Source organism: Micromonospora sp. NPDC004540 (assembly GCF_040610095.1).
In the GTDB taxonomy this organism is placed as follows: Bacteria; Actinomycetota; Actinomycetes; order Mycobacteriales; family Micromonosporaceae; genus Micromonospora.
This window is the reverse complement of the sequence record NZ_JBEXLR010000036.1, coordinates 1-25,972: the sequence shown is the minus strand read 5'-3', so window position 1 is coordinate 25,972 and position 25,972 is coordinate 1. Positions and strand designations below refer to the sequence as shown.

The 25,972-nt window shown below is 73.4% G+C and carries 20 protein-coding genes; 10 read left to right on the top strand and 10 right to left on the bottom strand.

Translation table 11 applies throughout. The features are described from left to right. Window positions 1-9: 9 nt before the first annotated feature. From ABZV78_RS14775 to ABZV78_RS14765, 3 genes are all read right to left on the bottom strand, one after another. Window positions 10-1,467, bottom strand: a complete 1,458-nt coding sequence (locus ABZV78_RS14775; protein ID WP_355638758.1) for a hypothetical protein — start codon at window positions 1,465-1,467, stop codon at window positions 10-12. A gap of 12 nt (window positions 1,468-1,479) precedes the next feature. Beyond that, window positions 1,480-1,920 carry a hypothetical protein gene (locus tag ABZV78_RS14770; protein WP_355638756.1) on the bottom strand — a complete coding sequence of 147 codons (441 nt, stop codon included), beginning with the start codon at window positions 1,918-1,920 and terminating at the stop codon, window positions 1,480-1,482. Window positions 1,921-2,100: 180 nt separating this feature from the next. After that, entirely contained in the window at window positions 2,101-4,086 is a 1,986-nt protein-coding gene (locus tag ABZV78_RS14765) for a TIGR03960 family B12-binding radical SAM protein (protein WP_355638754.1), read from the bottom strand. A 250-nt stretch (window positions 4,087-4,336) separates the two neighbouring features. On the opposite strand from ABZV78_RS14765, the gene ABZV78_RS14760 reads away from it, so the two are divergent. Beyond that, complete coding sequence (locus ABZV78_RS14760; protein ID WP_355638752.1) at window positions 4,337-5,971, top strand: hypothetical protein; 1,635 nt, start codon at window positions 4,337-4,339, stop codon at window positions 5,969-5,971. An 87-nt stretch (window positions 5,972-6,058) separates the two neighbouring features. After that, the gene (locus ABZV78_RS14755) at window positions 6,059-7,528 is read left to right on the top strand and encodes a cryptochrome/photolyase family protein (protein ID WP_355638750.1); all 1,470 of its coding nucleotides are present in this window, start codon (window positions 6,059-6,061) and stop codon (window positions 7,526-7,528) included. 4 nt (window positions 7,529-7,532) lie between these two features. Here ABZV78_RS14755 and ABZV78_RS14750 read toward each other — a convergent pair whose 3' ends face one another. Continuing rightward, the gene (locus ABZV78_RS14750; protein WP_355638748.1) at window positions 7,533-8,222 is read right to left on the bottom strand and encodes a lysophospholipid acyltransferase family protein; all 690 of its coding nucleotides are present in this window, start codon (window positions 8,220-8,222) and stop codon (window positions 7,533-7,535) included. Between the two features lie 132 nt (window positions 8,223-8,354). Continuing rightward, window positions 8,355-11,501 (bottom strand): isoleucine--tRNA ligase, encoded by a 3,147-nt coding sequence (gene ileS / locus ABZV78_RS14745; protein WP_355638746.1) that lies wholly within the window; start codon window positions 11,499-11,501, stop codon window positions 8,355-8,357. 358 nt (window positions 11,502-11,859) lie between these two features. Here ileS and ABZV78_RS14740 point away from each other — a divergent pair, with 358 nt between their 5' ends. From ABZV78_RS14740 to ABZV78_RS14725, 4 genes are all read left to right on the top strand, one after another. Further along, complete coding sequence (locus ABZV78_RS14740) at window positions 11,860-12,876, top strand: ArsR family transcriptional regulator (RefSeq protein ID WP_355638744.1); 1,017 nt, start codon at window positions 11,860-11,862, stop codon at window positions 12,874-12,876. A 110-nt stretch (window positions 12,877-12,986) separates the two neighbouring features. Further along, window positions 12,987-13,997, top strand: coding sequence for an ABC transporter ATP-binding protein (locus tag ABZV78_RS14735; protein ID WP_355638742.1), 1,011 nt, complete (start codon window positions 12,987-12,989; stop codon window positions 13,995-13,997). Continuing rightward, complete coding sequence (locus ABZV78_RS14730) at window positions 13,994-14,764, top strand: ABC transporter permease (RefSeq protein WP_355638740.1); 771 nt, start codon at window positions 13,994-13,996, stop codon at window positions 14,762-14,764. The genes ABZV78_RS14735 and ABZV78_RS14730 overlap by 4 nt, the downstream gene beginning before the upstream one ends. Window positions 14,765-14,775: 11 nt before the next feature. Continuing rightward, window positions 14,776-15,561 carry an ABC transporter permease gene (locus tag ABZV78_RS14725; RefSeq protein ID WP_355638738.1) on the top strand — a complete coding sequence of 262 codons (786 nt, stop codon included), beginning with the start codon at window positions 14,776-14,778 and terminating at the stop codon, window positions 15,559-15,561. Between the two features lie 110 nt (window positions 15,562-15,671). Here ABZV78_RS14725 and ABZV78_RS14720 read toward each other — a convergent pair whose 3' ends face one another. Next, window positions 15,672-17,228 carry an alkaline phosphatase D family protein gene (locus ABZV78_RS14720; RefSeq protein ID WP_355638737.1) on the bottom strand — a complete coding sequence of 519 codons (1,557 nt, stop codon included), beginning with the start codon at window positions 17,226-17,228 and terminating at the stop codon, window positions 15,672-15,674. 203 nt (window positions 17,229-17,431) lie between these two features. Here ABZV78_RS14720 and ABZV78_RS14715 point away from each other — a divergent pair, with 203 nt between their 5' ends. Together ABZV78_RS14715 and sigJ are read left to right on the top strand one after the other, a co-directional pair. Further along, complete coding sequence (locus ABZV78_RS14715) at window positions 17,432-17,872, top strand: carboxymuconolactone decarboxylase family protein (RefSeq protein WP_355638735.1); 441 nt, start codon at window positions 17,432-17,434, stop codon at window positions 17,870-17,872. Further along, on the top strand, window positions 17,869-18,753 hold the full coding sequence (gene sigJ, locus ABZV78_RS14710) for an RNA polymerase sigma factor SigJ (RefSeq protein WP_355638733.1): 885 nt from the start codon (window positions 17,869-17,871) through the stop codon (window positions 18,751-18,753). The genes ABZV78_RS14715 and sigJ overlap by 4 nt, the downstream gene beginning before the upstream one ends. 55 nt (window positions 18,754-18,808) lie before the next feature. Here sigJ and ndk read toward each other — a convergent pair whose 3' ends face one another. Next, entirely contained in the window at window positions 18,809-19,234 is a 426-nt protein-coding gene (gene ndk, locus ABZV78_RS14705; protein WP_355638731.1) for a nucleoside-diphosphate kinase, read from the bottom strand. A 144-nt stretch (window positions 19,235-19,378) separates the two neighbouring features. Here ndk and ABZV78_RS14700 point away from each other — a divergent pair, with 144 nt between their 5' ends. After that, complete coding sequence (locus ABZV78_RS14700) at window positions 19,379-20,626, top strand: VOC family protein (protein ID WP_355638730.1); 1,248 nt, start codon at window positions 19,379-19,381, stop codon at window positions 20,624-20,626. Between the two features lie 29 nt (window positions 20,627-20,655). On the opposite strand, the gene ABZV78_RS14695 is transcribed toward ABZV78_RS14700, so the two are convergent. Genes ABZV78_RS14695 through ABZV78_RS14685 form a run of 3 tightly spaced genes read right to left on the bottom strand, consistent with a single transcriptional unit; the run spans window position 20,656 to window position 25,092 of the window. Beyond that, window positions 20,656-21,084, bottom strand: coding sequence for a DUF4233 domain-containing protein (locus ABZV78_RS14695; RefSeq protein WP_355638728.1), 429 nt, complete (start codon window positions 21,082-21,084; stop codon window positions 20,656-20,658). After that, the gene (locus ABZV78_RS14690; RefSeq protein ID WP_355638726.1) at window positions 21,081-22,415 is read right to left on the bottom strand and encodes a folylpolyglutamate synthase/dihydrofolate synthase family protein; all 1,335 of its coding nucleotides are present in this window, start codon (window positions 22,413-22,415) and stop codon (window positions 21,081-21,083) included. The genes ABZV78_RS14695 and ABZV78_RS14690 overlap by 4 nt, the downstream gene beginning before the upstream one ends. A 58-nt stretch (window positions 22,416-22,473) precedes the next feature. Beyond that, complete coding sequence (locus tag ABZV78_RS14685; RefSeq protein WP_355638724.1) at window positions 22,474-25,092, bottom strand: valine--tRNA ligase; 2,619 nt, start codon at window positions 25,090-25,092, stop codon at window positions 22,474-22,476. A gap of 70 nt (window positions 25,093-25,162) precedes the next feature. On the opposite strand from ABZV78_RS14685, the gene ABZV78_RS14680 reads away from it, so the two are divergent. Beyond that, window positions 25,163-25,840: a hypothetical protein gene (locus tag ABZV78_RS14680; RefSeq protein ID WP_355638722.1), complete on the top strand. Its 678-nt coding sequence runs from the start codon at window positions 25,163-25,165 to the stop codon at window positions 25,838-25,840. The last annotated feature ends 132 nt before the right edge of the window (window positions 25,841-25,972 follow it).

The following is a 25,972-nucleotide window of genomic DNA, read 5'->3' as shown; positions in this document are numbered from 1 at the left end:
CGTCCGTCCTCAGCGCAGGATGCCCGGGGACGCGGCGTCACCGCTGCCCCACGGATCGTCGTCCTCAGTCAACCACGACGAGTGCTCGGAGCCGCTGCCGCCGTGCCCGCCGCCGCCGTGCCCGCCCATCATCCCGCCGCCCATCATGCCGGCGCCGCCGCGCAGGCCGCCCGCGCCCGCGCCGCTCGCGTTGCGCAGCGCGCTGGCCGCGCTGGTCATCGGGGGCACCTTGCCGTTGCCGCCGCCGACCATGCCGGGGATGCCGCCCATGCCCATGGCGCCGGCCGCGCCGAGACCGCCGCCACCGATGCCGCCGGCCGAGCCGACACCGGCCCCGCCACCGCCGAAGCCGCCGCCTGCGCCGCCGAGCCCTGCGGAGTTGACGCCGCCACCGAGACCGCCGGTGCCGCCGTAGCCACCGCCGATGGTGCTCGGCCCGCCGGCGCCGGCGAGGCCGCTGCCGTAGTCGTGGTCGCCGGTGCCCGGGTAGCCGGCGCCGGTGGACGGCGGGGTGTAGGTGCCGGCGCCGCCGCTGCCCCCGCCGCCGAAGTCGGGACCGCCCGTGGTGGGCGGGGGCGTCAGGGATCCGCCGCCGAAGGAGCCGCCGCCACCACCGCCGCCGACGCCGGTGCTGCCGAGGGAGGGCCCGCCGCCGCCGAAGCCGCCACCCGCGCCACCGCCGCCGGTGCCACCGCCGCCCGGGAGGCCGGACGGCGGCTTTCGGTCGTCGGGGCGGTAGTCGTCACTGTCGCCCCGCGGGCTCGGCACGACCAGCTTGGGCCGCTCCGTCTCCACCGCGGCGGGCAGCGGCGACATCGCCGAGTTGGCCGCCTGCTGGTTGTCCCGGTACCAGTTGTCCAGATGCGACTTGGTGTCCCACCAGCCGCCGCGCTCCTGGTCGGCGGCCTTGCCGTCGACCTTCATGGTCGCCTCGAGGTCGTCGGCCTTGTCGCGGAACGCGCCGTCGGCGTACGAGGCGGGGTTGCTCTGGTAGTCCTTGCGCAGCGCGGCGAGGAAGCCCGAGGCGCTCTCGCCGTCGCGGGCGTCGTCGAGTTCGGTGCCGTTGGGCAGGCTCCACTCGTTCCAGCCGAAGTCGTCCATCAGCGGGACCGGGATGCTCGCCACCGACTTGCGGATGTCACCCTCGATTCGCGACAGTGCCCCGCTGACGTTGCTGGCGTGGGTGATGAGATCCTCGATCTCCTTGCCGATGTCGCCCAGGTGCTCGCGGTAGGCGTCGCCGCCGCTGCCCTTCCAGCCGGCGAGCAGGCCGGGCAGGCCGCCGCTGTGCGGGCGCTCCTGGCCGGGCGCGATCGGTCCGACGAAGGACCGCCCGACGAGCGCGTCGCGCAGGTAGCCCAGCCCGGTGGAGAGGCTGCTCCACCCCACGCCGACCGAGCCGACCGTCTCCGGGTCCGCCGACAGCGTCACCTCGCGGACGCACCGCTCCCACGTTCCTCCAGCCATGACCGTCTCCCCTCAGGCCGTGTACGGGTAGGTGGGCTGCTCGCCCGTCGGCGGCGGCGGGGCGGCGGACTCCAGCATCCGCTCGATCTCCTTGCCGTTGGCGGCGTTGCGCGCCTCGGTGTCCCGGAACGCCTTGGCGATGTCCTCGGTGCCCTGCTTCAGGGTGGCCAGCTTGGTGGAGAGCGCCTTGAGGTGGCCCTCCATGTTCGCCGTCGACTTCGTCAGCGCCTGCCACTGCATCCGGGCGTCCTCGTACGCGCCGAACGGCGTGCCGTTGGGCACGGTCTGCGCGTTGTTGCTGTCGCCCTTCATCCGCTCCTTGATGCGTTCCATCTCGTAGCCGATGGTGTCGTCGACGTACTGCTTGAGGCGCTCGACGTACTCCGCCGCGGCGTCCAGGTCCTCGACGCTGACGTGCAGATCACCGGTGTCCGGCGGCCTGATGTCACCCATGCTGCTGCCCTCCCCGCTGCCGACCCCCGGCCGGTCCAATACGGACGCAGCGTATCGAGTGACGGCCAGTCGAGGCACCCCCACCCCGCGTCACGGGACATCGACGGGCGAGGAGTCCCGGAATGTGACGGAGCGCGGGAACCCCGAGGGGATCCCGCGCTCCGGTGTGCGTCGTTGCCGCTAGTGCTGGGCGCCGGTGGGCAGCTTCAGCCCGTTGACCGGGGTCAACGGCAGAAGCTTCTTGCCGGTGGGGCCGATCTGGATCTCGGTGTCCATGGCCGGGCAGACGCCGCAGTCGAAGCAGGGCGTCCAGCGGCAGTCGTCCTGCTCGTACTCGGCGAGGGAGTCCTGCCAGTCCTGCCAGAGCCAGTCCTTGTCCAGGCCCGAGTCGAGGTGGTCCCAGGGCAGGACCTCCAGCTCGTCGCGCTGCCGGGTGGTGAACCAGTCCAGGTCCACCCCGAAGGACGGCAGCACCTCGGCCGCCGCGTCCACCCAGCGCCGGTAGGAGAAGTGCTCGCTCCAGCCGTCGAACCGGCCGCCGTCCTCCCAGACCTTGCGGATCACCGCGCCGACCCGGCGGTCGCCCCGGGACAGCAGGCCCTCGATCAGCGACGGCTCACCGTCGTGGTAGCGGAAGCCGATCGCCCGACCCAGCGAGCGGTCGCTGTTGATGGCCTGCTTGAGCAGCCGGAGCCGGCCGTCGATGACCTCCGGCCGCTCCATGGCGGCCCACTGGAACGGGGTGTGCGGCTTCGGCACGAAGCCACCGATCGAGACGGTGCAGCGGATGTCCTTGGACCCGGTCGCCGCCCGGCCGGCCCGGATGACCTCGTGCGCCATGTCGGCGATCTCGAGGACGTCCTCGTCGGTCTCGGTGGGCAGGCCGCACATGAAGTAGAGCTTCACCTGCCGCCAGCCGTTGGTGTACGCGGTGACGACCGTACGGATCAGGTCTTCCTTCGACACCATCTTGTTGATGACCTTGCGGATCCGCTCCGACCCGCCCTCCGGGGCGAAGGTCAGGCCGGTCCGCCGCCCGTTGCGGGACAGCTCCTGGGCCAGGTCGATGTTGAAGGCGTCCACCCGGGTCGACGGCAGCGAGAGCGAGACGTTGGTGCCCTCGTACTGCTGGGCGAGGCCGGAGCACATGTCGCCGATCTCGGAGTGGTCGGCCGACGACAGCGACAGCAGGCCCACCTCGTGGAAGCCGGAGAACTCCAGCCCCTGCTGCACCATCTGGCCGACCGTGGTGATCGAGCGCTCCCGCACCGGGCGGGTGATCATGCCGGCCTGGCAGAACCGGCAGCCCCGGGTGCAGCCGCGGAAGATCTCCACCGCGTACCGCTCGTGGACCGTCTCGGCCAGCGGCACGAGGGGCTTCTTCGGGTACGGCCAGGCGTCCAGGTCCATGGTCGTGCGCTTGTGCACCCGGAACGGCACGTCGGGGCGGTTCGGCACGACCCGCTGGATCCGGCCGTCGGGCAGGTAGTCGACGTCGTAGAAGCGCGGCACGTAGATGCTCTCGGTGCGGGCCAGCCGCAGCAGCAGCTCGTCCCGGCCGCCCGGGCAGCCCTCGGCCTTCCAGTCCCGGACGATCGCGGTGATCTCCAGCACCGCCTCCTCGCCGTCGCCGAGCACGGCGGCGTCGATGAAGTCGGCGATCGGCTCCGGGTTGAACGCGGCGTGCCCGCCGGCCACGATCACCGGGTCGGCCTCGGTGCGGTCGGCGGCGAGCAGCGGGATGCCGGCCAGGTCGATCGCGGTGAGCAGGTTGGTGTAGCCCAGCTCGGTGGAGAAGGAGACGCCGAACACGTCGAAGTCGCGCACCGCCCGGTGCGCGTCGACGGTGAACTGCGGCACGCCGTGGGCGCGCATCAGCTTCTCCAGGTCCGGCCAGACCGCGTACGTCCGCTCGGCGAGCACGTCGGGCAGCTCGTTGAGCACCTCGTAGAGGATCTGCACGCCCTGGTTGGGCAGGCCCACCTCGTACGCGTCGGGGTACATCAGTGCCCACCGGACGGTCGCGGCGTCCCAGTCCTTGACCACCGCGCCCAGTTCGCCACCGACGTACTGGATGGGCTTGGTCACCTGGGGCAGCAGCGGCTCCAGCCGGGGCCAAACGGAATTGGCCGCGACCGGGCGCGGCGTCGTCGACGGGGCACTCATGATGCCCAAGGGTACGCGGTCCCCCGCCGCCCACCACGCCGCACCGCTACCCTCACCGGCCCGGCCCGACCAGCGACGAAGCCTCCCCCGGGCGGTTGATCAAGAGGTTTGGTCCCGCCTCCGCCCGATCCGGACGCAAACTTCTTGATCGACACCGGGCGGCGGGTGGGAGGCGGGCGGTGCCGGCGGATTCGTCGGGGGTGGCGGGGCGGTACTAACCTCGCTACGGGCGCGAGAGGAGATTGCCGCGATGTCGCAGCCGCAGCCGGGGGCGGACCGGCCGGCCGACGGGGGCACCCCGGCCACCGGCCGGAACGGGGGTCCGGCGGTCACCGGGTCGCCGGTCGACGTTCCACCGCAGGCCGACCCCACGGCCCCGACCACGACGGACGCGTCGTCCTCGTCGGAATCCGCGCTGCCGGAGCCCGCCACGCCGAGCGCCGAGGCCGAGCCCACCGCGGCCGACCCGCAGCCGACCCCACCGGCCGAGGCCGCCGCGCAGGCGGAGTCCGTTTCGCAGAGCCAGGCCACCGCCCAGGCCGAACCCGAGGCGCAGGCCGAACCCGAGGCGCGGGCCGAACTCGAGGCGCAGGCGACGCGGGACACCGAGGCCGAGGCCGCCCCGGAGGCGGAACCCGAGGCGCAGGCAGCGCCGGAGGTCGAGCCCGCCGCCGTGGCCCAGCCCGAGCCCGCGGCCGCCCCGGACCCGGACCCCACCCCGGTCTCGCCCGCTCATCCCGCCCGCGGTTCCGCCGCCGTGACCGGCCCCGCCCGCGCCGGCGGCTCCGCCCCGCTCGCGCCCCGCCCCGACCCCACCCGCGTCGAGCAGCGCACCGACCCCACCCGGGTCGAGTCCCAGGCCGAACCGCCCGCGCCCCGCTGGAGCGGTTCCGCCGCGGTCCCGCCCCCGCCGCCGCGCAAGCGCGCCTGGGGCGAGTCGGCCGAGCCCACGCCGCCGCCGCCGGCCGACTCGCCGGAGCACCAGGTGCCGGTCGACCCGTGGGCGGGCGTGGACACCACCGGCTGGGACCTGCACTCCGCCGACTTCCCGGCGCTGCCGCCGACGCTTCCCTACACGGCGCCCTACCCGGTGCCGCACCCGCCACCGGCGCAGACCCCGCCCTACCCCGCCCCGCCGATCGCCGCCGCGCCACCACTCAGCCCGCGGCCGGTCAGCCCCCGGCCAGTCGCCCCGACCCCGCCGGTCGCCCCGCCGGTGTCGCCGCCGCCCCCGCCCGCGCCGCCGAAGCAGCGCCGGGGGAAGACCCCGCCGCCGGCTACCGCGCCGCCGGGGTGGCGGCCACCCAAGGGGTACGTGGCCGTGCCGGTCCGCCGCCGGCGCCGCTGGCCCTGGGTGCTGCTGCTCAGCGTCGCCTGCTGCTGCGGCGTGCCGCTCTGGTGGGCGCAGCCGCTCTCCGCCCAGTACCCGGCGAGCGCGAGCCTGCCCGACCAGCTCGGCTCGATGCGGCTGCGCCAGGACGAGCGCAGCCAGGCCGCCGCCGAGGAACTGAAGTCGCAGGTACGCCAGGCGCACCTGCTCGCCGAGGACACCTTCGCGGGCATCTACACCACGGGCGACGGCAAGCGGGTCACCCTCTTCGGCGGCACCGGGTTCCGGCTGAGCCCGGAAGCCGACGCGCAGGCCGAGCTCGACCGCCTCACCGACCGGTACGCCCTCAAGCCCTCGGTGCCGGTGGAGACCGGCGTCCGGGGCCGGTACGAGCGCTGCGCGGTCGGCCGGGCCGACGGTGACACGGTGGTGGTGTGCACCTCCGTCGACCACGGCAGCCTGGCCACCGGCGTCTTCACCCGGCTGTCGGTGGAGGACAGCGGCCGGCTGCTGGACGACCTGCGCCAGCAGGTGGTGATCCCCAAGCAGTCCTGAGCGATCGTCACCGTTCGCAACGTATCGAACACGTAAAGGTTCCGTTTCCCGCGAGGCCGGATCAGCCCGAGGGGTGACAATCGGGACATGTCGCGGCGTTGGCTCTTCGCTGACCAGCTGGGGCCGCACTTCCTCGACGAGCGGAAGCAGCCGGTTCTCCTGATCGAGTCCAAGGCCGTCTTCCGGCGCCGGGTGCACCACCGGCAGAAGGCCCACCTGATTCTCTCCGCGCTCCGGCACCGCGCCGCCGAGCTGGGCGACCAGGCGATCTTCCTGCGCGGCGAGACGTACGGGGAGGCGTTGCAGCAGGTCCGCGAGCCGCTGGAGGTCTGCCATCCCACCTCCCGGCGGGCGCTGGAGTTCGTCCGGAAGCTCGACCGGGTCACCGTGCTGCCGGCCCGGGGCTACGTGACCAGCCTGGAGGACTTCGCCGACTGGGCCGACGGGCGTCGGGGCTCGCTGCGGATGGAGGCGTTCTACCGGTTCGCCCGGGAGCACCACCGGGTGCTGCTGGACGGCCACGACCCGGTCGGCGGCCGGTGGAGCTTCGACACCGAGAACCGCGACCCGCCGCCGAAGGACGGCAAGGTCGACGTGCCCGCCCCGCCGATGCCGAAGGAGGACGACATCGACGCGGAGGTCCGGGCCGACCTGGACCGCTGGGCACGGGAGGGCATCCGGTTCACCGGTCGGGACGGGCCGCGGAGGTTCCCGGCCACCGGCAGGGAGGCGACGTCCCGGCTCCAACACTTCCTGGAGCACCGGCTCCCCGCGTTCGGCCGGTACGAGGACGTCATGCTCTCCACCGACCCGTGGCTGGCGCACAGCACGCTGTCGTCCTCGTTCAACCTGGGCCTGCTGGATCCCATGGAGGCGGTCCGGGGCGCCGAGCATGCCTACCGACGACAGGGCGCGCCGCTGGCCGCGGTGGAGGGCTTCGTCCGGCAGGTGATGGGCTGGCGGGACTACATCTGGCACACCTACTGGTACTTCGAGCAGGGCTGGCGGAACAGCAACGAACTGGACGCCCGCCGGTCACTGCCGGACTGGTGGCGGGACCTGGACGCGGACGCGGTCGACGCGCACTGCCTCCGGGACGTGCTCACCGGCGTCCGCGACCGGGGCTGGGTGCACCACATCCCGCGGCTCATGGTGCTCGGCAACTACGCCCTCCAGCGCGGCTGGCGCCCGTCGGAGCTGGCCGAGTGGTTCCAGACCCGGTTCGTCGACGGCTACGAGTGGGTGATGACCGGCAACGTCGTCGGCATGAGCCAGTACGCCGACCTGGGCCGGATGACCACCAAGCCGTACGTCGCCGGGGGCGCGTACATCAACCGGATGAGCGACTACTGCGGCGGCTGCCGCTACGACCCGCGCAAGCGGCTCGGCGAGGACGCCTGCCCGTTCACCGCCGGCCACTGGGCGTTCCTGGCCGGCAACCGCAGCCGGATTCCGCGGAGCGCGCGGATGGCGCGGACCATGAAGCAGCTGGCCCGCCTCAGCGACGTGGACGCGGTGGTCGCCCAGGAGCGGCGGCGCGGCGGCGACCCGCCGTGACGCCTCAGGCCGTCGGGTCGGCGGTGGGCTCGACGCGCTTCGGGGCGTAGCGCGGCACGTACTCCTGGCCGGTGAGCTTCTGGATCTCGGCCATCATCTCGTCGGTCATCTCCCGCAGCGAGGTGCGGTCGTCCGACCGGCCGGTGAAGTCCAGCGGCTTGCCGAACCGGATGCTGATCTCCGCCCGCCCGGGCCGGGGCACCCGGGTGCCGATCGGCTGGGCCTTGTCCGTGCCGGTCACGCCGACCGGGATGATCGGCACTCCGGCCGCCACCGCCAGCCGGGCCGCGCCGGTCCGCCCCCGGTAGAGCCGGCCGTCGGGCGAGCGGGTCCCCTCCGGGTAGACGGCCACCAGGTCGCCGGCCTTGAGCACCGGGATGGCGGCGTCGAACGCGGACAGCGCCGCCCGCCCGCCGGCCCGCTCGACCGGGATGGCGCCCAGCCCGGTGAGCACGAACTTGGAGAATGCGCCCTTCACGCCGGTGCCGGTGAAGTACTCGGCCTTGGCCCAGAAGGCCAGGTGCCGGGGCACCACCGTGCCGAGCAGCAGCTCGTCGGCCACGGAGAGGTGGTTGCCGGCGAAGATCGCGCCGCCGGTCGCCGGAATGTGCTCCAACCCCTCCACGTGCGGACGGAAGGCCAACCGGAGCGCGGGCGCCACGGTGAGCTTGCCGATGGTGTAGAGCAGGGGCACGGGTCCTCCGGCGGTCGTACGCGAACAGGCGCTGTCACGGTAGCGGACGGGTCGACACCCGGTGGATCGGGTGGTCAGCCGTCCGCGGGGTGGTCCGGCGGCGCGGACGCCGCCGGACCCGCCATCAGAACCTCATACCCGCCGGACGGCCACCGTCACCCGCTCGCCCTCGCCGACCTCGCCGGCGAAGCCGTCGACGCCCTCGGCGAAGTCGACCGTGTCGGCCAGCACCTCCCGGGCCACGAACTCGCGGTACGCGGCGACCGCCGCGCGGACCTCCTCCGAGGCGGAGACGGCCACCACGATCCGGTCCGAGACGTCCAGGTCGGCGTCCCGGCGGGCCTGCTGCACCACCCGGACCACGTCCCGGGCCAGCCCCTCGGCGGCCAGCTCCGGGGTGACCTCGGTGTCCAGCACGACCACACCCTCGCCGCCGGGCAGCGGCGCGGAGTGCTCGGCGTCGGCCGCGACCAGGCGCAGCTCGTACTCGCCCTCGGCCAGGGTGATCCCGGCGGCGACCGGGGCGCCGTCGTGAAGCTCCCACTCCCCCGCCTTGACCGCCTTGATCACCTGCTGGACCGCCTTGCCGACCCGCGGGCCGAGCGCCCGGGGCACCACGGTCAGCACCTGCTGGCAGTAGGCCGACACCTCGTCGGTGATCTCCACCGCCTTGACGTTGACCTCGTCGGCGACCAGGTCGGCGAAGGGCCGCAGCTGGGCCGCGACCGGGGAGGCCACGGTCAGCTTCGACAGCGGCAGCCGGACCCGCAGCCCCTTGGCCTTGCGCAGCGACAGCGCCGCCGACGCGACCGCCCGGACGTTGTCCATGGCGGCCACCAGCTCGTGGTCGGCCGGGAACTCCTCGGCCGACGGCCAGTCGGCCAGGTGCACCGACCGCTCGCCGGTGAGCCCGCGCCAGATCTCCTCCGCGGTCAGCGGCGCCAGCGGCGCCACCACCCGGCAGAGCGTCTCCAGCACCGTCCAGAGCGTGTCGAACGCGTCCGCGTCGCCCGCCCAGAACCGGTCCCGCGAGCGGCGCACGTACCAGTTGGTCAGCGCGTCCAGGTAGGACCGGACGGTGGCGCAGGCGCCCGAGATGTCGTACGCGTCGAGCTGCCCCTGGACCGTCGACACCAGCTCGTTCGTCTTCGCCAGCACGTACCGGTCGAGCAGGTGGGTGGAATCCACCCGCCGCTTCGCGGTGTACCCGTCGGCGTTGGCGTAGAGCGAGAAGAAGTACCAGACGTTCCAGAGCGGCAGCAGCACCTGCCGCACCGCGTCCCGGATGAGCGTCTCGGTCACCGCCATGTCGCCGCCGCGCAGCACCGGCGAGGACATCAGCATCCAGCGCATCGCGTCCGACCCGTACGAGTCGAAGACGTGGTAGACGTCCGGATAGTTGCGCAGGCTCTTGGACATCTTGCGCCCGTCGGAGCCGAGCAGGATGCCGTGGCTGAGGCAGTTGCGGAACGCCGGCCGGTCGAACAGCGCGGTGGCCAGCACGTGCATGGTGTAGAACCAGCCACGCGTCTGTCCGATGTACTCGACGATGAAGTCACCCGGGTAGTGGTGCTCGAACCACTCGCGGTTCTCGAACGGGTAGTGCACCTGGGCAAACGGCATCGAGCCGGACTCGAACCAGCAGTCCAGCACCTCCGGCACCCGGCGCATCATCGACTTCCCGGTCGGGTCGTCCGGGTTGGGGCGGACCAGGTCGTCCACCGCCGGCCGGTGCAGGTCGGTCAGGCGTACGCCGAAGTCGCGCTCCATGTCGGCCAGCGAGCCGTACACGTCGACCCGCGGGTAGTTCGGGTCGTCGGACTTCCACACCGGGATCGGCGAGCCCCAGAACCTGTTCCGGCTGATCGACCAGTCCCGGGCGTTGGCCAGCCACTTGCCGAACGAGCCGTCCTTGATGTGCCCCGGCGTCCAGTTGATCTGCTGGTTCAGCTCGACCATCCGGTCCTTGAACCGGGTGACCGCGACGAACCAGGAGGAGACCGCCTTGTAGACCAGCGGGGTGTCGCAGCGCCAGCAGTGCGGGTAGGAGTGGGTGTAGGTGTCCTGCCGCAGCACCACCCCCCGCTCCTTCAGCTCCCGGATCACCGGCTTGTTCACGTCGAAGACCTGCTCGCCCTGGTACGGCGGGACCAGCCCGGTGAACCGGGTGTGGTCGTCGACCGTGACGACGGTCGGGATGCCGGCCGCGTTGCAGGTGTTCTGGTCGTCCTCACCGAAGGCCGGGGCCAGGTGGACGATCCCGGTGCCGTCCTCGGTGGTGACGAACTCCGCGCCGAGCACCTGGTAGGCGTTCTCGCCGGCCTGCTCGACCAGGAAGTCGTAGAGCGGGGTGTAGCGGCGCCCGACCAGGTCCCGGCCGTACACGGTGCCGACCTGCTCGTACCCCTCCAGCTCCTTGGCGTACGCGCCGAGCCGCGCGGCGCCGACGACATGGCGCTGCCCGTCGCGCTCCAGCACGGCGTACTCGATGTCCGGGCCGACGGCGAGCGCCAGGTTCGACGGCAGGGTCCACGGCGTGGTGGTCCAGACGCCGAGCCGCACCGGGCCGCGCACCGGTTCGGGGGCCGACTCGTCCGCGGTCAGCTCGAACCAGACGGTGAGCGTCGGGTCGTGCCGGTCCTTGTAGACGTCGTCCATCCGGGTCTCGGTGTTCGACAGCGGGGTCTCGCACCGCCAGCAGTAGGCCAGCACCCGGAAGCCCTCGTAGACCAGACCCTTGTCGTGCAGGGTCTTGAAGGCCCACATGACGCTCTCCATGTAGTCCAGGTCGAGCGTCTTGTAGTCGTTGGCGAAGTCGACCCAGCGGGCCTGCCGGGTGACGTACCGCTCCCAGTCCTGGGTGAACTCCAGCACGGAGGTGCGGCAGGCCTCGTTGAACCGGGCCACGCCGAGGTCGAGGATCTCCGCCTTGGTGGTGATGCCGAGCTGCTTCTCGGCCACCACCTCGGCCGGCAGGCCGTGGCAGTCCCAGCCGAACCGGCGCTCGACGTGGCGACCGCGCATGGTCTGGTAGCGCGGCACCAGGTCCTTGACGTAGCCGGTGAAGAGGTGGCCGTAGTGCGGCAGGCCGTTGGCGAAGGGCGGGCCGTCGTAGAAGACGAACTCGTTCTTCCCGTCCTCCCCGGCGGGCCGGGCCTCCACCGACGCCTCGAAGGTCTTGTCGGCCGTCCAGTGCTCCAGGACCCGGCGCTCGACCGCGGGCAGGTCCGGGCTCGCCGGGACGCCGCCGGCGGTCGGGTCGTGCAACGGATAGGCCATCGGGGGTCGCTCTCCTCAGCAGCTCACATGTCAGTGTGGGTCTGCGAGGACGAGCCTTTTCCGGTACGCCGTGACCGGCGCACCGGGGCAAGGCCCGCGGTACCACCCCGCTTGGCGGTCGAGGTGCGACCGCCCGCTCGTTGGCCGGCTGTGACGGGCCGGTCCCGTCCGGTTCTACTGGGCCGGTCACCCGGCTGTTCTTCCGGAGGCTCGCCGGTGATGGCCGGGTCGTCGCCTGGTCCGTCAAGCGTACTCGACCCGCCCCCCGTCCCGCCCCCGAGTATCGGCCCGGGTCGACCCGCTCACGCGGAGCCGCGGGGAGGCCGGGCGGCCTCGGGTGCGCGGCTAGGCTGCCCGGGTGATCCGGATCGAGTTGGACGAGCCCACGCTGGCCCGCACCCGGATCGCCACCATCCCGCTCTGGGAGGTGATGACCAGCCTCTACGTGCTGAAGCGCCACCCGGAGGAGGTGCCCTGGCCGTACACCAGCTGGGCCCGGCACGCCCGCCGGGTGCTGGCCGAGGTGCCGGAGACGGCACCGGCCCGGCTGCTCACCGCCGACGACCGGGCACCGGATTTCCTCACCCCGGTCCCGCCGTCGCCGGCCCCCACCCTGGCCGAGGAGCTGGCCGTGCTGCGCGCGACCCCGGCCGAGGTGATCGCCGAGCAGATCCCCCGCTACCACGACCCCGACGACCTGCCGGACTGGCTGCGCCCGTTCGTCACCGACCGGCGGGCTGCGCTGGACCGGCTCGCCGGCGGCATCCAGGCGTACTGGGACGCGGCCATCGCGCCGTGGTGGCCGGTCATGCGGGCGGCGCTGGACGAGGAGGTGCTGCACCGGGCCCGGGCACTCGCCGCCGACGGCCCGGGCGCGCTCCTGGCCGACCTGCACGAGCGGGTGCGCTGGGAAGAGCCGGTGCTCACCCTGGTCAAACCCCTGGAGCAGAGCTTCCACGCGGTGGACCAGCGGCTGCTGCTGATCCCGCTCATCTTCTCCCGGGGCGCACTGGCCTGTTCCACCGACCATCCGGAGATCGTCGCGGTCTCCTATCAGGCCCGCGGGGCAGTCGTGCTCGCCGAGGGCGGGCCCACCCCGGCTGCGGACGCTCCCGGGACCGACCGCCTGGCGATCCTGGTCGGCCGGGGCCGGGCCCAGTTGCTGCGGGCGCTGGCCCGGCCGGCCACCACCGCCGGGCTGGCCGCCACCCTCGGTCTGGCCCCGAGCACCGTCTCCGAACACCTCGCCGCGCTGCTCACCGCCGGTGTGGTGCACCGCCGCCGGGTGGGCAGGCGCGTCCTGTACGGCCTGGAGCCCGCCGGCCTGGCCCTGGTCAGCCTGATCGGGGCCGAGCCGAACACCGCCTCCGCCTGAGGATTCGGCCGGCGCCGAATTCGTTTTCCCGCCCCGCCGGCCGTCCCTAGATTCGCGGCCATGAGCGAGCGAAGCGAGCGAATCATCCGGCTCGGTGCGGTGGAGCCGGCATGAGCGAATACGCGATCGAGGCGGTCGGGCTGCGGCGCACCTACCGCACCCGGACGGGATGGCTACGACCCCAGCGCCGGGAGGTGGAAGCGGTCCGCGGCGTCGACCTGACGGTCGGCAACGGGGAGCTGTTCGGCCTGCTCGGACCGAACGGCGCCGGCAAGACCACCACCATCAAGCTGCTGAACACGCTGCTGATCCCGACCGCCGGCAGCGCGCTGATCTGCGGCCACGACGTGGTCACCGAGACCCGGGAGGTACGCCGCCGCATCGGGTACGTCTTCGGCGGCGACCGCGGCCTCTACGAACGGCTGTCCGCCCTGGACAACCTGCGCTACTTCGCCGAGCTGTACGGCGTGCCGGGGCGGGAACAGCAGCGGCGCATCGCCGAACTGCTGGAGCTGGTCCGGCTGGCCGGCCGGGAGCGCGAGCGGGTGGAGGGCTACTCCCGGGGCATGCGGCAGCGCCTGCACATCGCCCGAGGTCTGCTGCACCGGCCGCGGGTGCTCTTCCTCGACGAGCCGTCGATCGGGGTGGACCCGGTGGCCGCCCGGGAGCTGCGGCAGACCGTCGCCGACCTGGCCGCCACCGGCACCACGGTGCTTTTGACCACCCACTACATGGCCGAGGCGGACGAACTCTGCGACCGGATCGCGGTGATCGCCAACGGCACCATCCAGGCGCTCGGCACGCCGGCCGAGCTGCGGCGGCACGCCGACGGCCGGCAGGTGCTGGAGGTCGAGGCGTACGGGGTGGCCGACGCCCAGCTCGCCGCCATCCACGCCCTGCCCGGGGTACGCGAGGCGAGTGTGACGGTCACCGGCGCGGCGCAGGTGCTGACCGTGCAGTCCGACGCGGGGGTGGACGTGCAGGCCGACGTGCTGCGCGAGCTGGACGGCGTACGGCTGGGGCGGGTCGCCGCCCGCCAGCCCACGCTCGAGGACGCGTACGTGGCGATCGTCAACCGGGTCGACACCCCGGCCCGCCCGGTCGAGGCGGTGGCCGCGTGAGCCTGCTCCGGATGATCGGGGTGGGGGCGCTGCTGCACACCAAGCAGCTCAGCCGCTCCCCGTTCGAGATCGCGACCGCGCTGATCGTGCCGGTGGTGCAGGCGACCCTGGCGGTGTACCTCTTCCGGGCCGGCGGCGAGCCGGGCCGGCTGCTGGAGGCCGCGGTCGGCGCCGGGCTGATGGGGGTCTGGTCGTCGGTGCTCTTCGGGTCCGGCGGCGCCATCCAGAACCAGCGCTGGCAGGGCACCCTGGAGATGCTCATGCTGGCGCCGCGCCCGCCCGCGCTGGTGATCTTCCCGATCACGCTGTCCACCGCGGTCACCGGCACCTACGCCATGCTCGCCACCCTGCTCTGGGGCCGGCTGCTCTACGGCGTGCCGCTGACCTTCGCGCACCCGCTGCGCTTCCTGGTCGCGGCGCCCGGCTGCGTGCTCGGCCTGGGCATGTTCGGCCTGCTGCTCGCCAGCACGTTCGTGTTGATGCGCAACGCCAACGCGCTGGCCAACACGCTGGAGTATCCGATCTGGCTGGTCTCCGGGATGCTGGTGCCGCTCACGGTGCTGCCCGGCTGGACCGGCCCGATCGCCGCCGCGCTGCCCACCACCTGGGGCGCCCGGGCGGTGCACGAGGCGGCCAGCGGCGGCCCGGTGTGGCCGTCCCTGGGCATCTGCCTGGCGATCAGCCTCGGCTGCCTGGCCACCGGCGCCCTGATGATGACGTACGTCGAGCGACGGGCCCGCGCCGCGGCGACCCTCGCGCTGGCCTGAGGAGAACGACGATGGCACTCTTCCGGCTGATCGGCACCGGCGGCGTGATCGCCTACCGGGCTCTGTTCAATTGGACCACCCCGGCGATGTTCATCGGCTCGCTGCTGGTGGGGCCGATCTTCCAGCTGCTCTTCTTCGCCTACCTGGGCCGGCAGCTCGGGGTCGCCGACGACCGCTTCTACATCGTCGGCAACGCGGTGCTCGCTGCCTCGCTCTCCTGCGTCTTCGGCGGCACCATGGCGGTCGCCAACGAGCGGCGCTTCGGCACCCTCGGGCACGTGCTGCTCTCCCCGCGCAGCCGCACCGCCGTCTTCCTCGGCCGGGTCCTCCCGTACGCCGGGAACGGCCTGCTCATCGCGGTGAGCACGCTGACCGTCGGCGCGCTCCTGCTCGGCCTGCGGGTGCCGCCGGAGGCCCTGCCGGCGCTGCTGGCCACCCTGGCGGTGGCGGCGCTGTCCTGCGGTTTCTTCGGCCTCACCCTGGGTGCGCTCGGGCTGCGGTTCCGGGACGTCTGGGTGGTCTCCAACGTCTCGGTGGCGCTGCTGCTCCTGCTCACCGGCGTGAACGTGCCGGCCGCCGGGCTGCCCGGCTGGATGCGCGCGGTGGGCGAGGGCCTGCCGATCACCCACGCCGCCCGGGCCGCCCGCCAACTGGTGGCCGGCGAGGGCTTCGCGGCGGCCGCGCCGGCACTCGCCGCCGAGGCCGCCGTCGGACTCGGGTACGCGGTCCTGGCCGCGGTCCTCCTCAAGGTCTTCGAGGCCGAGTCCCGCCGCCGCGCCTCCCTGGACACCATGTAACCCCCACCCACCCCGCTGATCATGAAGTTGGCGGCAGCTACGGAGATCCACATCGCCGTCAACCTCATGATCGACGCGGGCGCGGGGCGGGGGGGCGGGGCAGGCGGGGGTCAGTGGGTGGGGGCGGGGAGGGTGGTGGTCCAGAGGGAGGCGCCGGCGCGGTCGCGGAGGTGGACGGTCAGGGCGGCCGTCTCGCCGTCGATGGCGACCTCGCCGAAGTGCTGGAAGCCCTCGGCCGGGGAGGTGTTGGCGCGGGGCGGGGCGTGCACGAAGACGGCCTGCGGGCCGAACGTGCCGTCCAGGGCGTTCGGGCCGAACGCGCCGGCGTGCGCCGGGCCGGAGACGAACTCCCAGAACGGGGTGAACTCGCCGAACGCCGCCCGCGCCGGGTCGTAGTGGTGGGCGGCGGTGTAGTGCACGTCGGCGGTGAGGAAGACCATGCCCGTCACGCCGGCCCGGTGGGTGGCCCGGAGCACCTCGGCGAACTCCAACTCCCGGCCGGCGGGCGCACCCGGGTCGCCCTGCGCGACGCCCTCCTGGGCCGTGGGGCCGTCGGGGACCACCACGCCGATCGGCAGGTCGTTGGCGATCACCTTCCAGGTCGCCGTCGACCGGGTCAGCTCGCGGACCAGCCACTCCCGCTGCTCCCGCCCGAGCAGGCCGCGACCCGGGTCGGCGTAGGTGTTGCCGTCGTTCGGGTCCTTGTACGTGCGCATGTCGAGGACGAACACGTCCAGCAGCGGCCCGTACGACAGCTTGCGGTAGAGCGGCCCGTCGGCGGGGGCCGGAACCCACTCGTGGAACGCCTGCCGGGCCCGGGCGGCGAGCACGTCGACCCGCTTCTCGGTGTACCGGTCGTCGACGAGGATCTCCCCCGGGTACCAGTTGTTCAGCACCTCGTGGTCGTCCCACTGGTTGACCTGGGGCACCTCCGCGGCGAACGCCCGCAGGTGCTCGTCGAGCAGGTTGTACGCGAACTGCCCGCGGTATTCGGCCAGGGTCTCGGCGACCTTGCTCTTCTCCGGGGTGACCAGGTTGCGCCAGACCCGGCCGTCGGGCAGCGTGACGCTCTCGGTGAGCGGGCCGTCGGCGTACACGGTGTCGCCGCTGCAGAGGAAGAAGTCGGGGCGGCGCTCGCGCATCGACCGGAAGATGGCCATGCCGTCGAAGTCGGGGCTGATCCCCCAGCCCTGCCCGACGATGTCCCCGGTCCAGACGAACCGCACGTCCCGGCGCTGGTGCCGTCCCGGGGCGGTGGCGAACGAGCCGGCCAGCGGCTCGCTGCACAGGCCGGGCCGGTCCAGGCTCTCCACCCGGACGCGGTAGTAGAGCCGCTCGCCCGTCGGCAGGCCGCGCAGCCGGACCCGGCCGGTGAAGTCGCCGCTCGGGTCGAGCACCGGGCCGCGCACCACGCGCGCCCCGCGCAGGTCGGGCCGCCGGCTCAGCTCCACCAGCATCCGGCCGGGCCGGTCCGCGCGGGTCCAGACCAGCGCCGAGTCGGCGGTCACGTCGCCGCTCTGCACGCCGTGGGTGAGCAGCGGTCGCCCGGCCGGCCGCCAGGCGGGGGCGGCGAGCGCGCCGGGCGCGCCGAGCAGGGCGCCGCCGGCGACACCGGCGCCGGTGACCAGGCCGGCGCGGAGCAGCGTACGTCGATCGAATTGCGTCATGGATCCTCCCGGTTCGACAAGTCGCCAGGCCGGTCTACCGGGCGGACGTGACCGGGGGTGCCGAGCGAGGTGACCGGCACCTCAACGACGGCTGTCGAAACCCGGCACCGGTCTCCCATGACCACCGTCACACCCCCGCGCCGTCACACCGCCCCGGGCCGGATCCGTCGTGTGGGCGTACGGACGAGACGAAGGAGGCGGCGATGAGCCGGATGGACACGGCGGCGGTGGCGCCGGAGGCGTACCGGGCGGTGCTCGGGTTGGAGAAGTACGTCCAGAAGAACGTGGACCACACCGTTCTGGAGCTGGTCAAGCTGCGCGCGTCGATGATGAACGGCTGCGCGTTCTGCGTGGACATGCACAGCCGGGACGCGCTGGCGGCCGGGGAGTCCAGCCGCCGGCTGTTCGCCGTCGCGGCATGGCGCGAGGCGCCGTTCTTCGACGAGCGGGAGCGGGCCGCGCTGGCGCTCACCGAGGCGGTGACCCGGCTCGGCGAGCACGGCGTGCCGGACGACGTGTGGGACGCCGCCGCGAAGGTCTGGTCGGAGAAGGAACTGGCCGATCTGCTGATCGCGATCGCCACAATCAACGTGTGGAACCGGATCTCGGTGAGCACCCGTACCGAGCCGCCGGTCGAGGTGTGACCTCCTCCTCGGCGGCGGCGCAGGCGGCCGGTGCGCTCACCGCGCACCGGCCGATGCTGCTCGGGCTGGCGTACCGCCTGCTGGGCAGCCTGCACGACGCCGAGGACGTGCTCCAGGAGGCGTACCTGCGCTGGCTGGCCGTCGACCGGGACAGCGTGGCCGAGCCGCGGCGCTACCTGTCCCGGGTGGTCACCCGGCTGTCCCTGGACCGGCTGCGGGCCCGGCAGGCCGCCCGGGAGACGTACGTCGGGCCCTGGCTGCCCGAACCGGTGCCGACCGACCCGTCGCCGTTCGGCCCGCTGGAGACGGTCGAGCAGCGCGAGACGCTCTCCACCGCCCTGCTGCACCTGCTGGAGCGGCTCACCCCGCCGGAGCGCGCGGTGTACGTGCTGCACACCGCCTTCGCCCTGCCGTACGCCGAGATCGGCGATCTGCTGGACCGCTCCGCGGCGGACTGCCGGCAACTGCACCACCGCGCGGTCGCCCGGCTCGCCGACGGGCGGCGGCGGTTCGCCGCCGACGCGGCCGAGCAGCGGCGGCTGCTCGACGCCTTCCTGGCCGCGGCGCGCGACGGCGACCTGGCCCGGCTGACCGACCTGGTCGCGGCCGACGCCACCGCGTGGAACGACGGCGGCGGCCGAGTCTCCGCGGCCCGCAACCCGGTCCACGGGGCGGACCGGATCGCCCGCTTCTTCGCCGGCCTGTACCACCAGCGCCACCCCGACGTCCGGGGCACCCTGGTCGAGCTCAACGGCGCGCCCGCGCTGCTGCTGACCTGGCCCGGCGCCCGCTACACCCTCTCCGTGGCCGCTGCCGACGGCCGGATCACCGGCTTCTACCTGATCGGCAACCCGGACAAACTGCTCGGCGTGCCGGGCTGAGCACGCGCGACGGCCCCGGCCCGCACGTGCGGAACCGGGGCCGTCGGAAGCCGGGTCAGCCCAGCTCGGGGAACCAGAGGGCGATCTCGCGCTTGGCGCTGTCCACCGAGTCGGAGGCGTGCACCAGGTTCTCCCGGTTGGAGAGGGAGAAGTCGCCGCGGATGGTGCCGGCGGCGGCCTTGCGGCCGTCGGTGCTGCCGATCATCCCGCGGACCACCTCGATCACCTGGTCGCCGGAGAGCACCAGGGCCACCAGCGGACCGCCGGTCATGAACGCCTTCAGCGGCGGGTAGAACGGCTTGTCCACGTGCTCGGCGTAGTGCTGGTCGGCGAAGTCGCCGTCCATGGTGCGGGTCACCAGCGCGTCGATCCGCAGGCCCTTGCGCTCGAAACGGGCGAGGATCTCCCCCACCAGACCGCGGCGGACCGCGTCGGGCTTGATCAGTACGAGCGTCCGCTCGTCCGGGCTGCTGCTGGACACGCTGGTTTCCTCCTGTGCGCGGAACCGGGTCGGGCTGGGTACGGTCAGCGTAGCGACCCGGTCCCGGCGCCGGTGCGGCGGCTGCTCCTTCCCTGGCTCGCCGCGGCGGCCTAGCCTGGCCCTGGAACCCCTGGGAGGTCCACTGTGGCGAATGGCGGGAACCGACCCATCGCGCCGGTACGCAAGCTGATCGGCGCGGTGCTCGGCACCGTGGCCACGTTCGTGATCCTCTTCGGGCTGGGCATGACGAGCTGGGCCATCGTGGCGCTCGGCGTCGCCCTGCTGGTGCTCGCGATCGCCCTGGCCACGGTCCGCGGCGGCGGCCGCACCTGGGTGGTCGGGCTGGGTCACGTGCACAGCGCCTCCGAGCCGCCCACCCAGTACGCCTTCGGCCGCTGCGAGCTGCAACTGGTGATCGACGCGCCCGGCCTGCCGCCCCGGTCCAAGAAGATCATCGAGCCCCGGGTCCCGGTCGCCAAGTGGCCGTCGCTCGGCCAGGCGCTGCCGGTCCGGGTGGCCCTGGACGACCAGCGGCACGTCCGCGTCCTCTGGGACGAGGTGCCCACCCACGCCGAGACCGCCGCCGCGGTGGCCGACCTCCCACCCGAGTACGCCGAGCCGGAGCCGGTCGACGAGGTGCTGATCGGGCAGGAGGCCCCGCCGTGGGCCGACCGGGCCCCGGAGGACGACTTCCGCGACGACTTCCCGCCCGCGCCGGACCCGCTCCTCGACGACCTCACCGTGCTGCCCGAGGAGCGCGAGCCGGTGGTGCTGCGCCAGCGCCCCGGCGGCGGGGTCGTGCTGGAGGGGCAGCTGGTCGAGCCGACCACGGGCGGCCCGCTGCCCCGCCGCGCGCCGGCGCCCCGCCCGCCGGCCGAGGAGCGCTTCGACACCGTGCCGGTGGACCCGATCGACGTCCCGCTGGACGAGCCGGCCGGCGAGGCGCCGCCCACCCCGGAGGAGCTGGACGAGGCGATCTTCGGCCCGGCCGGCGACGAGGAGCCGGCCGAGGTGGCCAGCCCCATCAGCGGGGTCGGCATCACCCTGCTCGTCACCGACCTGGACCGGTCCCTGGGCTTCTACCGGGACCTCGGCTTCACCGAGCTGGACCGGGGCGAGGGCAACGCCGTCCTCGCCTCCGGGCCGACCCGCCTGGTGCTGCGCCGGGTGACCGGGGCCGCCCCGATCAGCCGCCGGCTGGTCCACGTCAACCTCGAGGTCGACGACATCCAGGCGGCGTACCAGCGGCTGCGCCGGTCGGGCGTCCGGTTCACCTACGCCCCGCGGGTGGTCAACCGGGGCACCAAGCTGGAGGTGTGGGCGGCCGCCTTCCGCGACCCGGACGGGCACGGGGTGGCGCTCACCCAGTGGCGCACCCTCGCCGACGCCTGAGCCCCGCCGCACCCCGGCGGCGGGGCGGCTCAGCCGAGGATGACCCGCCGCACGTGCAGCGCGTACGCCCACACCAGGGCGAACATGACGCCGAGGGCGAACAGCGACCAGTGCAGCAGCCCGGCGAGCAGGAGCAGGCCCTGCAGGACCGTGCCGGCGTGCCAGGCCCAGGGCCGCTTCATCTGGCCGGCCAGCAGCACGCAGGCGACGGCCAGCGCGACGATCGCGGCGATGGCGGCGCCGCTCAGGTCACCGCCGACCACCCGGATCGGCTGGATGGCGAGCAGCAGCACGAGCGCCTCCAGGGCGAGCGTGCCGGCACCAAGGCCACGGACCGCCTTGTCGGGGTTGCGCAGCCCGGAGCGGCGCGGCCCGCCGCCGTCGGCAGGGGCGCCCCCGGTCTGCGCGCCCTCGGCCGGGGCGCCCTCGCCGGGGCGCTCGTCCACCGGGCCGGTCATCGCTTGAGCAGCCGGCGGGCGTCGGCCACGGTCACCACCGATCCGGTGATCAGCACGCCCACGCCGGCCAGCTCACCCGGCACGTCGGACTCGGCCTCGGCGACGGCCGACTCGATGGCGTCCGGCATCTCCTCGGCCACCTGCACCCGGTCCGGCCCGAAGACCTCCCGCGCCAGCGCGGCCAGCTCGTCGACGGGCATGGCCCGGGGCGAGCTGTTGGCGGTGACCACGATCGAGTCGAGCACCGGCTCCAGCAGCTCCAGCAGGCTGGCCGCGTCCTTGTCGCCGAGCACGGCGAGCACGCCGACCAGCTTGCTGAACGCGAACTCCTCCTGGAGCGCGGTGACGGTGGCGGCCATCCCGTGCGGGTTGTGCGCGCCGTCGAGCAGGATCGTCGGGGCGGTACGCACCTTCTCCAGCCGGCCCGGCGAGCTGGCCGCCGCGAAGCCCTCCCGGACCGCCTCGATGTCGAGCTGCCGCCGCGCGCCCGCGCCGAGGAACGCCTCCACGGCGGCCAGCGCCACGGCGGCGTTCTGCGCCTGGTGGGCGCCGTGCAGCGGGATGAAGATCTCCTCGTACACCCCGCCGAGGCCCTGGATGGTGAGCACCTGGCCGCCGACCGCCACCGCGCGGCGCAGCACGCCGAACTCGGCGCCCTCCCGGGCGACCGTGGCGCCCACCTCGGCGCAGCGCTCCAGGATCGGCCGGGCCGCCTCCTCCTCCTGGGCCGCCGCGATCACGGTGGCGCCGGAGTGGATGATGCCCGCCTTGTGCAGCGCGATGTCCTCGATGGTGTCGCCGAGCCACTCGGTGTGGTCCAGCCCGATCGGGGTGATCACCGCGACCCCGGCCTGGATCACGTTGGTGGCGTCCTCGGCGCCGCCGAGCCCCACCTCCACCACGGCCACGTCGACGGGGGCGTCGGCGAAGGTGGCGAAGGCCAGCGCGGTGGTCAGGTCGAAGTAGGTCAGCGGCTCGGCCGAGCGCTGGTCGACCAGCTCCGCGAGCGGCGCCACCTCGCGGTAGGTGGCCACGAAGCGGTCCTCGCTGACCGGCTCGCCGTCCAGGCTGACCCGCTCCCGGACCGTCTCCAGGTGCGGGCTGGTGTAGCGGCCGGTGTGCAGCCCGAACGCCCGCAGCAGCGAGTCGATCATCCGGGCCGTCGAGGTCTTGCCGTTGGTCCCGGTCAGGTGGATCGACGGGTACGCCCGCTGCGGGCTGCCGAGCAGGTCGAGCAGGCTCTCGATCTTTTCCAGCTCGAAGTGCATGCGGGTGAAGCCGCGCGCGTTGAGCGCGGCCTCCACCTCGGCGAATTCGGTGCGGTCGGTCACGCGAGTTCACCCTTCGTTCGCGACTGCGGGGCTCGCAACCCCGGCTCACTCCTCGCGCTCACGCTGGCAACGCCTCCAGGGCGGCGTCGATCCGGACCAGGTCCGCCTCGGCCACCGCCAGCCGCTCGCGGATCTTGGCGACCACCGGCTCGGGCGCCTTGCCGACGAACGCCGGGTTGTTGAGCTTCGCCTGCGCCTGCGCGGCCTCCTTCTCGGCGGCCGCCCGGTCCTTGGTCAGTCGGGCCCGCTCGGCGGCCACGTCGATCGAACCCCGGGTGTCCAGCGCGACGCTGACCTCGCCCGGCATGGCGAGGGTGGCGCTGGCCTGGAAGTCGTCGCCGGGCGCGTCGAGCCGGACCAGCGAGCGGACCAGCGGCTCGTGCGCCGCGATGCCCGCGCCGGCCAGGCCGTCGAGCCGGGCCGCCACCCGCTGCGTCGGGCGCAGCCCCTGGTCCGAACGGAACCGCCGGATCTCGGTCACCACCCGCTGGAGGGTGCCGACCTCGACCTCCGCGGCGTCGTCGACCAGGGTACGGTCGGCCACCGGCCAGGCGGCGGTCATCACCGTCTCGCCGCCGGTGAGCGCGGTCCACAGCTCGTCGGTGACGAACGGGATCACCGGGTGCAGCAGCCGCAGCAGCTGGTCCAGCACGTGCCCCAGCACCCGGCGGGTGGCGTCGGCGGCCGGCCCGCCCTCGGCGAGCACCGGCTTGCTCAGCTCCACGTACCAGTCGCAGACGTCGTCCCAGGCGAAGTGGTAGAGCAGGTCGCAGACCTTGGCGAACTCGTACGCCTCGAACTGCTCGTCCACCTCGGCCGTGACGTGCGCCAGCCGGGAGAGGATCCACCGGTCGACGGTCGACAGCTCGGCCGGGGCCGGCAGCGGCCCGTCGGTGTGCGCGCCGTTCAGCAGCGCGAACCGGGTGGCGTTCCAGAGCTTGTTGCAGAAGTTGCGAGAGCCCTGGCACCACTCCTCGCTCACCGGCACGTCCTGACCGGGGTTGGCGCCCCGGGCCAGGGTGAACCGGGTGGCGTCGGCGCCGAACCGGTCGATCCAGTCCAGCGGGTCGACCACGTTGCCGAACGACTTCGACATCTTCTTGCCGTGCTCGTCGCGGACCATGCCGTGCAGGGCGACCACGTCGAACGGCTGCACGCCGTCCATGGCGTAGAGGCCGAACATCATCATCCGGGCGACCCAGAAGAAGAGGATGTCGTAGCCGGTGACCAGCACGCTGGTCGGATAGAACTTCGCCAGGTCCGGGGTGCGCTCCGGCCAGCCGAGCGTGGAGAACGGCCAGAGGCCACTGGAGAACCAGGTGTCCAGGACGTCCTCGTCCTGCCGCCAGCCGTCGCCGGTCGGCGGCTCCTCGTCGGGTCCGACGCAGACGATCTCGCCGTCCGGGCCGTACCAGACCGGGATGCGGTGACCCCACCAGAGCTGCCGGGAGATGCACCAGTCGTGCATGTTGTCGACCCAGGCGAAGTAGCGCTTGGCCAGCTCGGCCGGCTCGATCTTCACCCGGCCGTCGCGCACCGCGTCGCCGGCGGCCTTGGCCAGCGGGGCGGTGTTGACGAACCATTGCAGCGACAGCCGCGGCTCGACCGTGGTCTTGCACCGGGAGCAGTGCCCCACCGCATGCACGTACGGCCGCTTCTCGGCGACGATCTGGCCCTGCTCGCGCAGCGCCGCCACGATCGCCGGGCGGGCCTCGTACCGGTCCAGGCCCTGGAACGGGCCCGGCGCCGTGATGATGCCGCGCTCGTCCATGATCGTCAGCTGCGGCAGATCGTGCCGCTGGCCGATCTCGAAGTCGTTGGGGTCGTGCGCCGGGGTCACCTTGACCATGCCCGTGCCGAAGCTCGGGTCGACGTGCTCGTCGGCGACGATCGGGATCCGCCGGTCGGTGAGCGGCAGGGCCACCTCGGTGCCGATGAGGTGCCGGTAGCGCTCGTCGTCCGGGTGCACCGCGACCGCGGTGTCGCCGAGCATGGTCTCGGCCCGGGTGGTGGCCACCACCACCTCGTCGCTGTAGCGGATCGAGATCAGCTCGCCCTCGTCGTCGGTGTGCTCGACCTCGATGTCGGAGAGCGCGGTGAGGCAGCGCGGGCACCAGTTGATGATCCGGTTGGCCCGGTAGATGAGCCCGTCGTCGAAGAGCTTCTTGAACATGGTCTGGACGGCCCGGGACAGGCCCTCGTCCATGGTGAAGCGCTCGCGGTCCCAGTCGACCGCGTCGCCGAGCCGGCGCATCTGGCCCAGGATGGCGCCGCCGGACTCGGCCTTCCACTGCCAGACCCGCTCGACGAACTTCTCCCGGCCCAGGTCGTGCCGGGACAGCCCCTCGCCGGCGAGCTGCCGCTCGACCAGGTTCTGGGTGGCGATGCCGGCGTGGTCCATGCCGGGCAGCCAGAGCGCCTCGTAGCCCTGCATCCGCTTACGCCGGTTCAGCGCGTCCATGAGGGTGTGCTCGAACGCGTGCCCCATGTGCAGCGAGCCGGTGACGTTCGGCGGCGGGATGACGATGGTGAAGGGGGGCTTGTCGCTCTGCGCCGACGCCCGGAAGTGGCCGGCGGCTACCCACTGCTCGTACCGTCGCTGCTCTACCTCGCCGGGCTGGTACTGGCCGGCAAGGGTCGGGGCGTCGGGGCGCGGGGCATCCAGTCTCTCGGTCACCCTGAAAGTCTACGGAGCGCTTTCGGAGACCCGACGTGCGCCACCTGTTAGTTCGCGTACGGTGGCGGACATGTCCGACGCGCATCTCACCGAGCGTCCGGTCGACGACGGTCCCGAGCCGGTCGACCTGACCGACGAGCCGATCCGGCTCAGCCGCCGCGACCCGGCACTGGAGCCCGAGCGACGCCCCGTCTCCCGGCGGCGGAAGATCGCGCTCGCGGCCGCGCTGGTGGTCGGGCTGGCCGGCGCCGGGGCCCTCGGCCTCGGCGGCTGGCGGGTGCTGGCGGAGAAGGACACCGAGCTGAGCACGCCGGCCACGGTGGCCGGGCTCACCCGGGACGACAGCGACCGGGCCCGCAGCACCGCCGACTATCTGCGCGACGGATTCGCCGCCGACATCGAGCTGGACCGCAGCTTCGGCACGGTCTACACCGACCCGGCGGACGCCAAGCGGTCGGTGCTCCTCTTCGGCGGCACCACCCTGCTCTGGCAGCCGGAGCGGGACCTGGACAGCCTCTTCGGGCTGATGGCCGACGAGACCGGCAAGGTCACCGGCGTGCGCGAAGTGGCCGCCGGCAGCCTGGGCGGCGTCATGAAGTGCGGCACGACCAGCGGGGACGGCGGCGACTTCGCGGTCTGTGGCTGGGCCGACCACGGCAGCGTGGTGATGGGGATGTTCCCGGGCCGGTCCGTGGACGACTCGGCGGCCCTGTTCCGCGAGCTTCGCGAGGGCATCCAGCACCGGTGACCGCCGGCGCCCCTCGGGGCGCCAAAAGCAAGCCTGGAAACGCAGTCAGGGCCACCCCGAAGGGTGGCCCTGACTGGAAGATTGTCCGGCGGTGTCCTACTCTCCCACACCCTCCCGAGTGCAGTACCATCG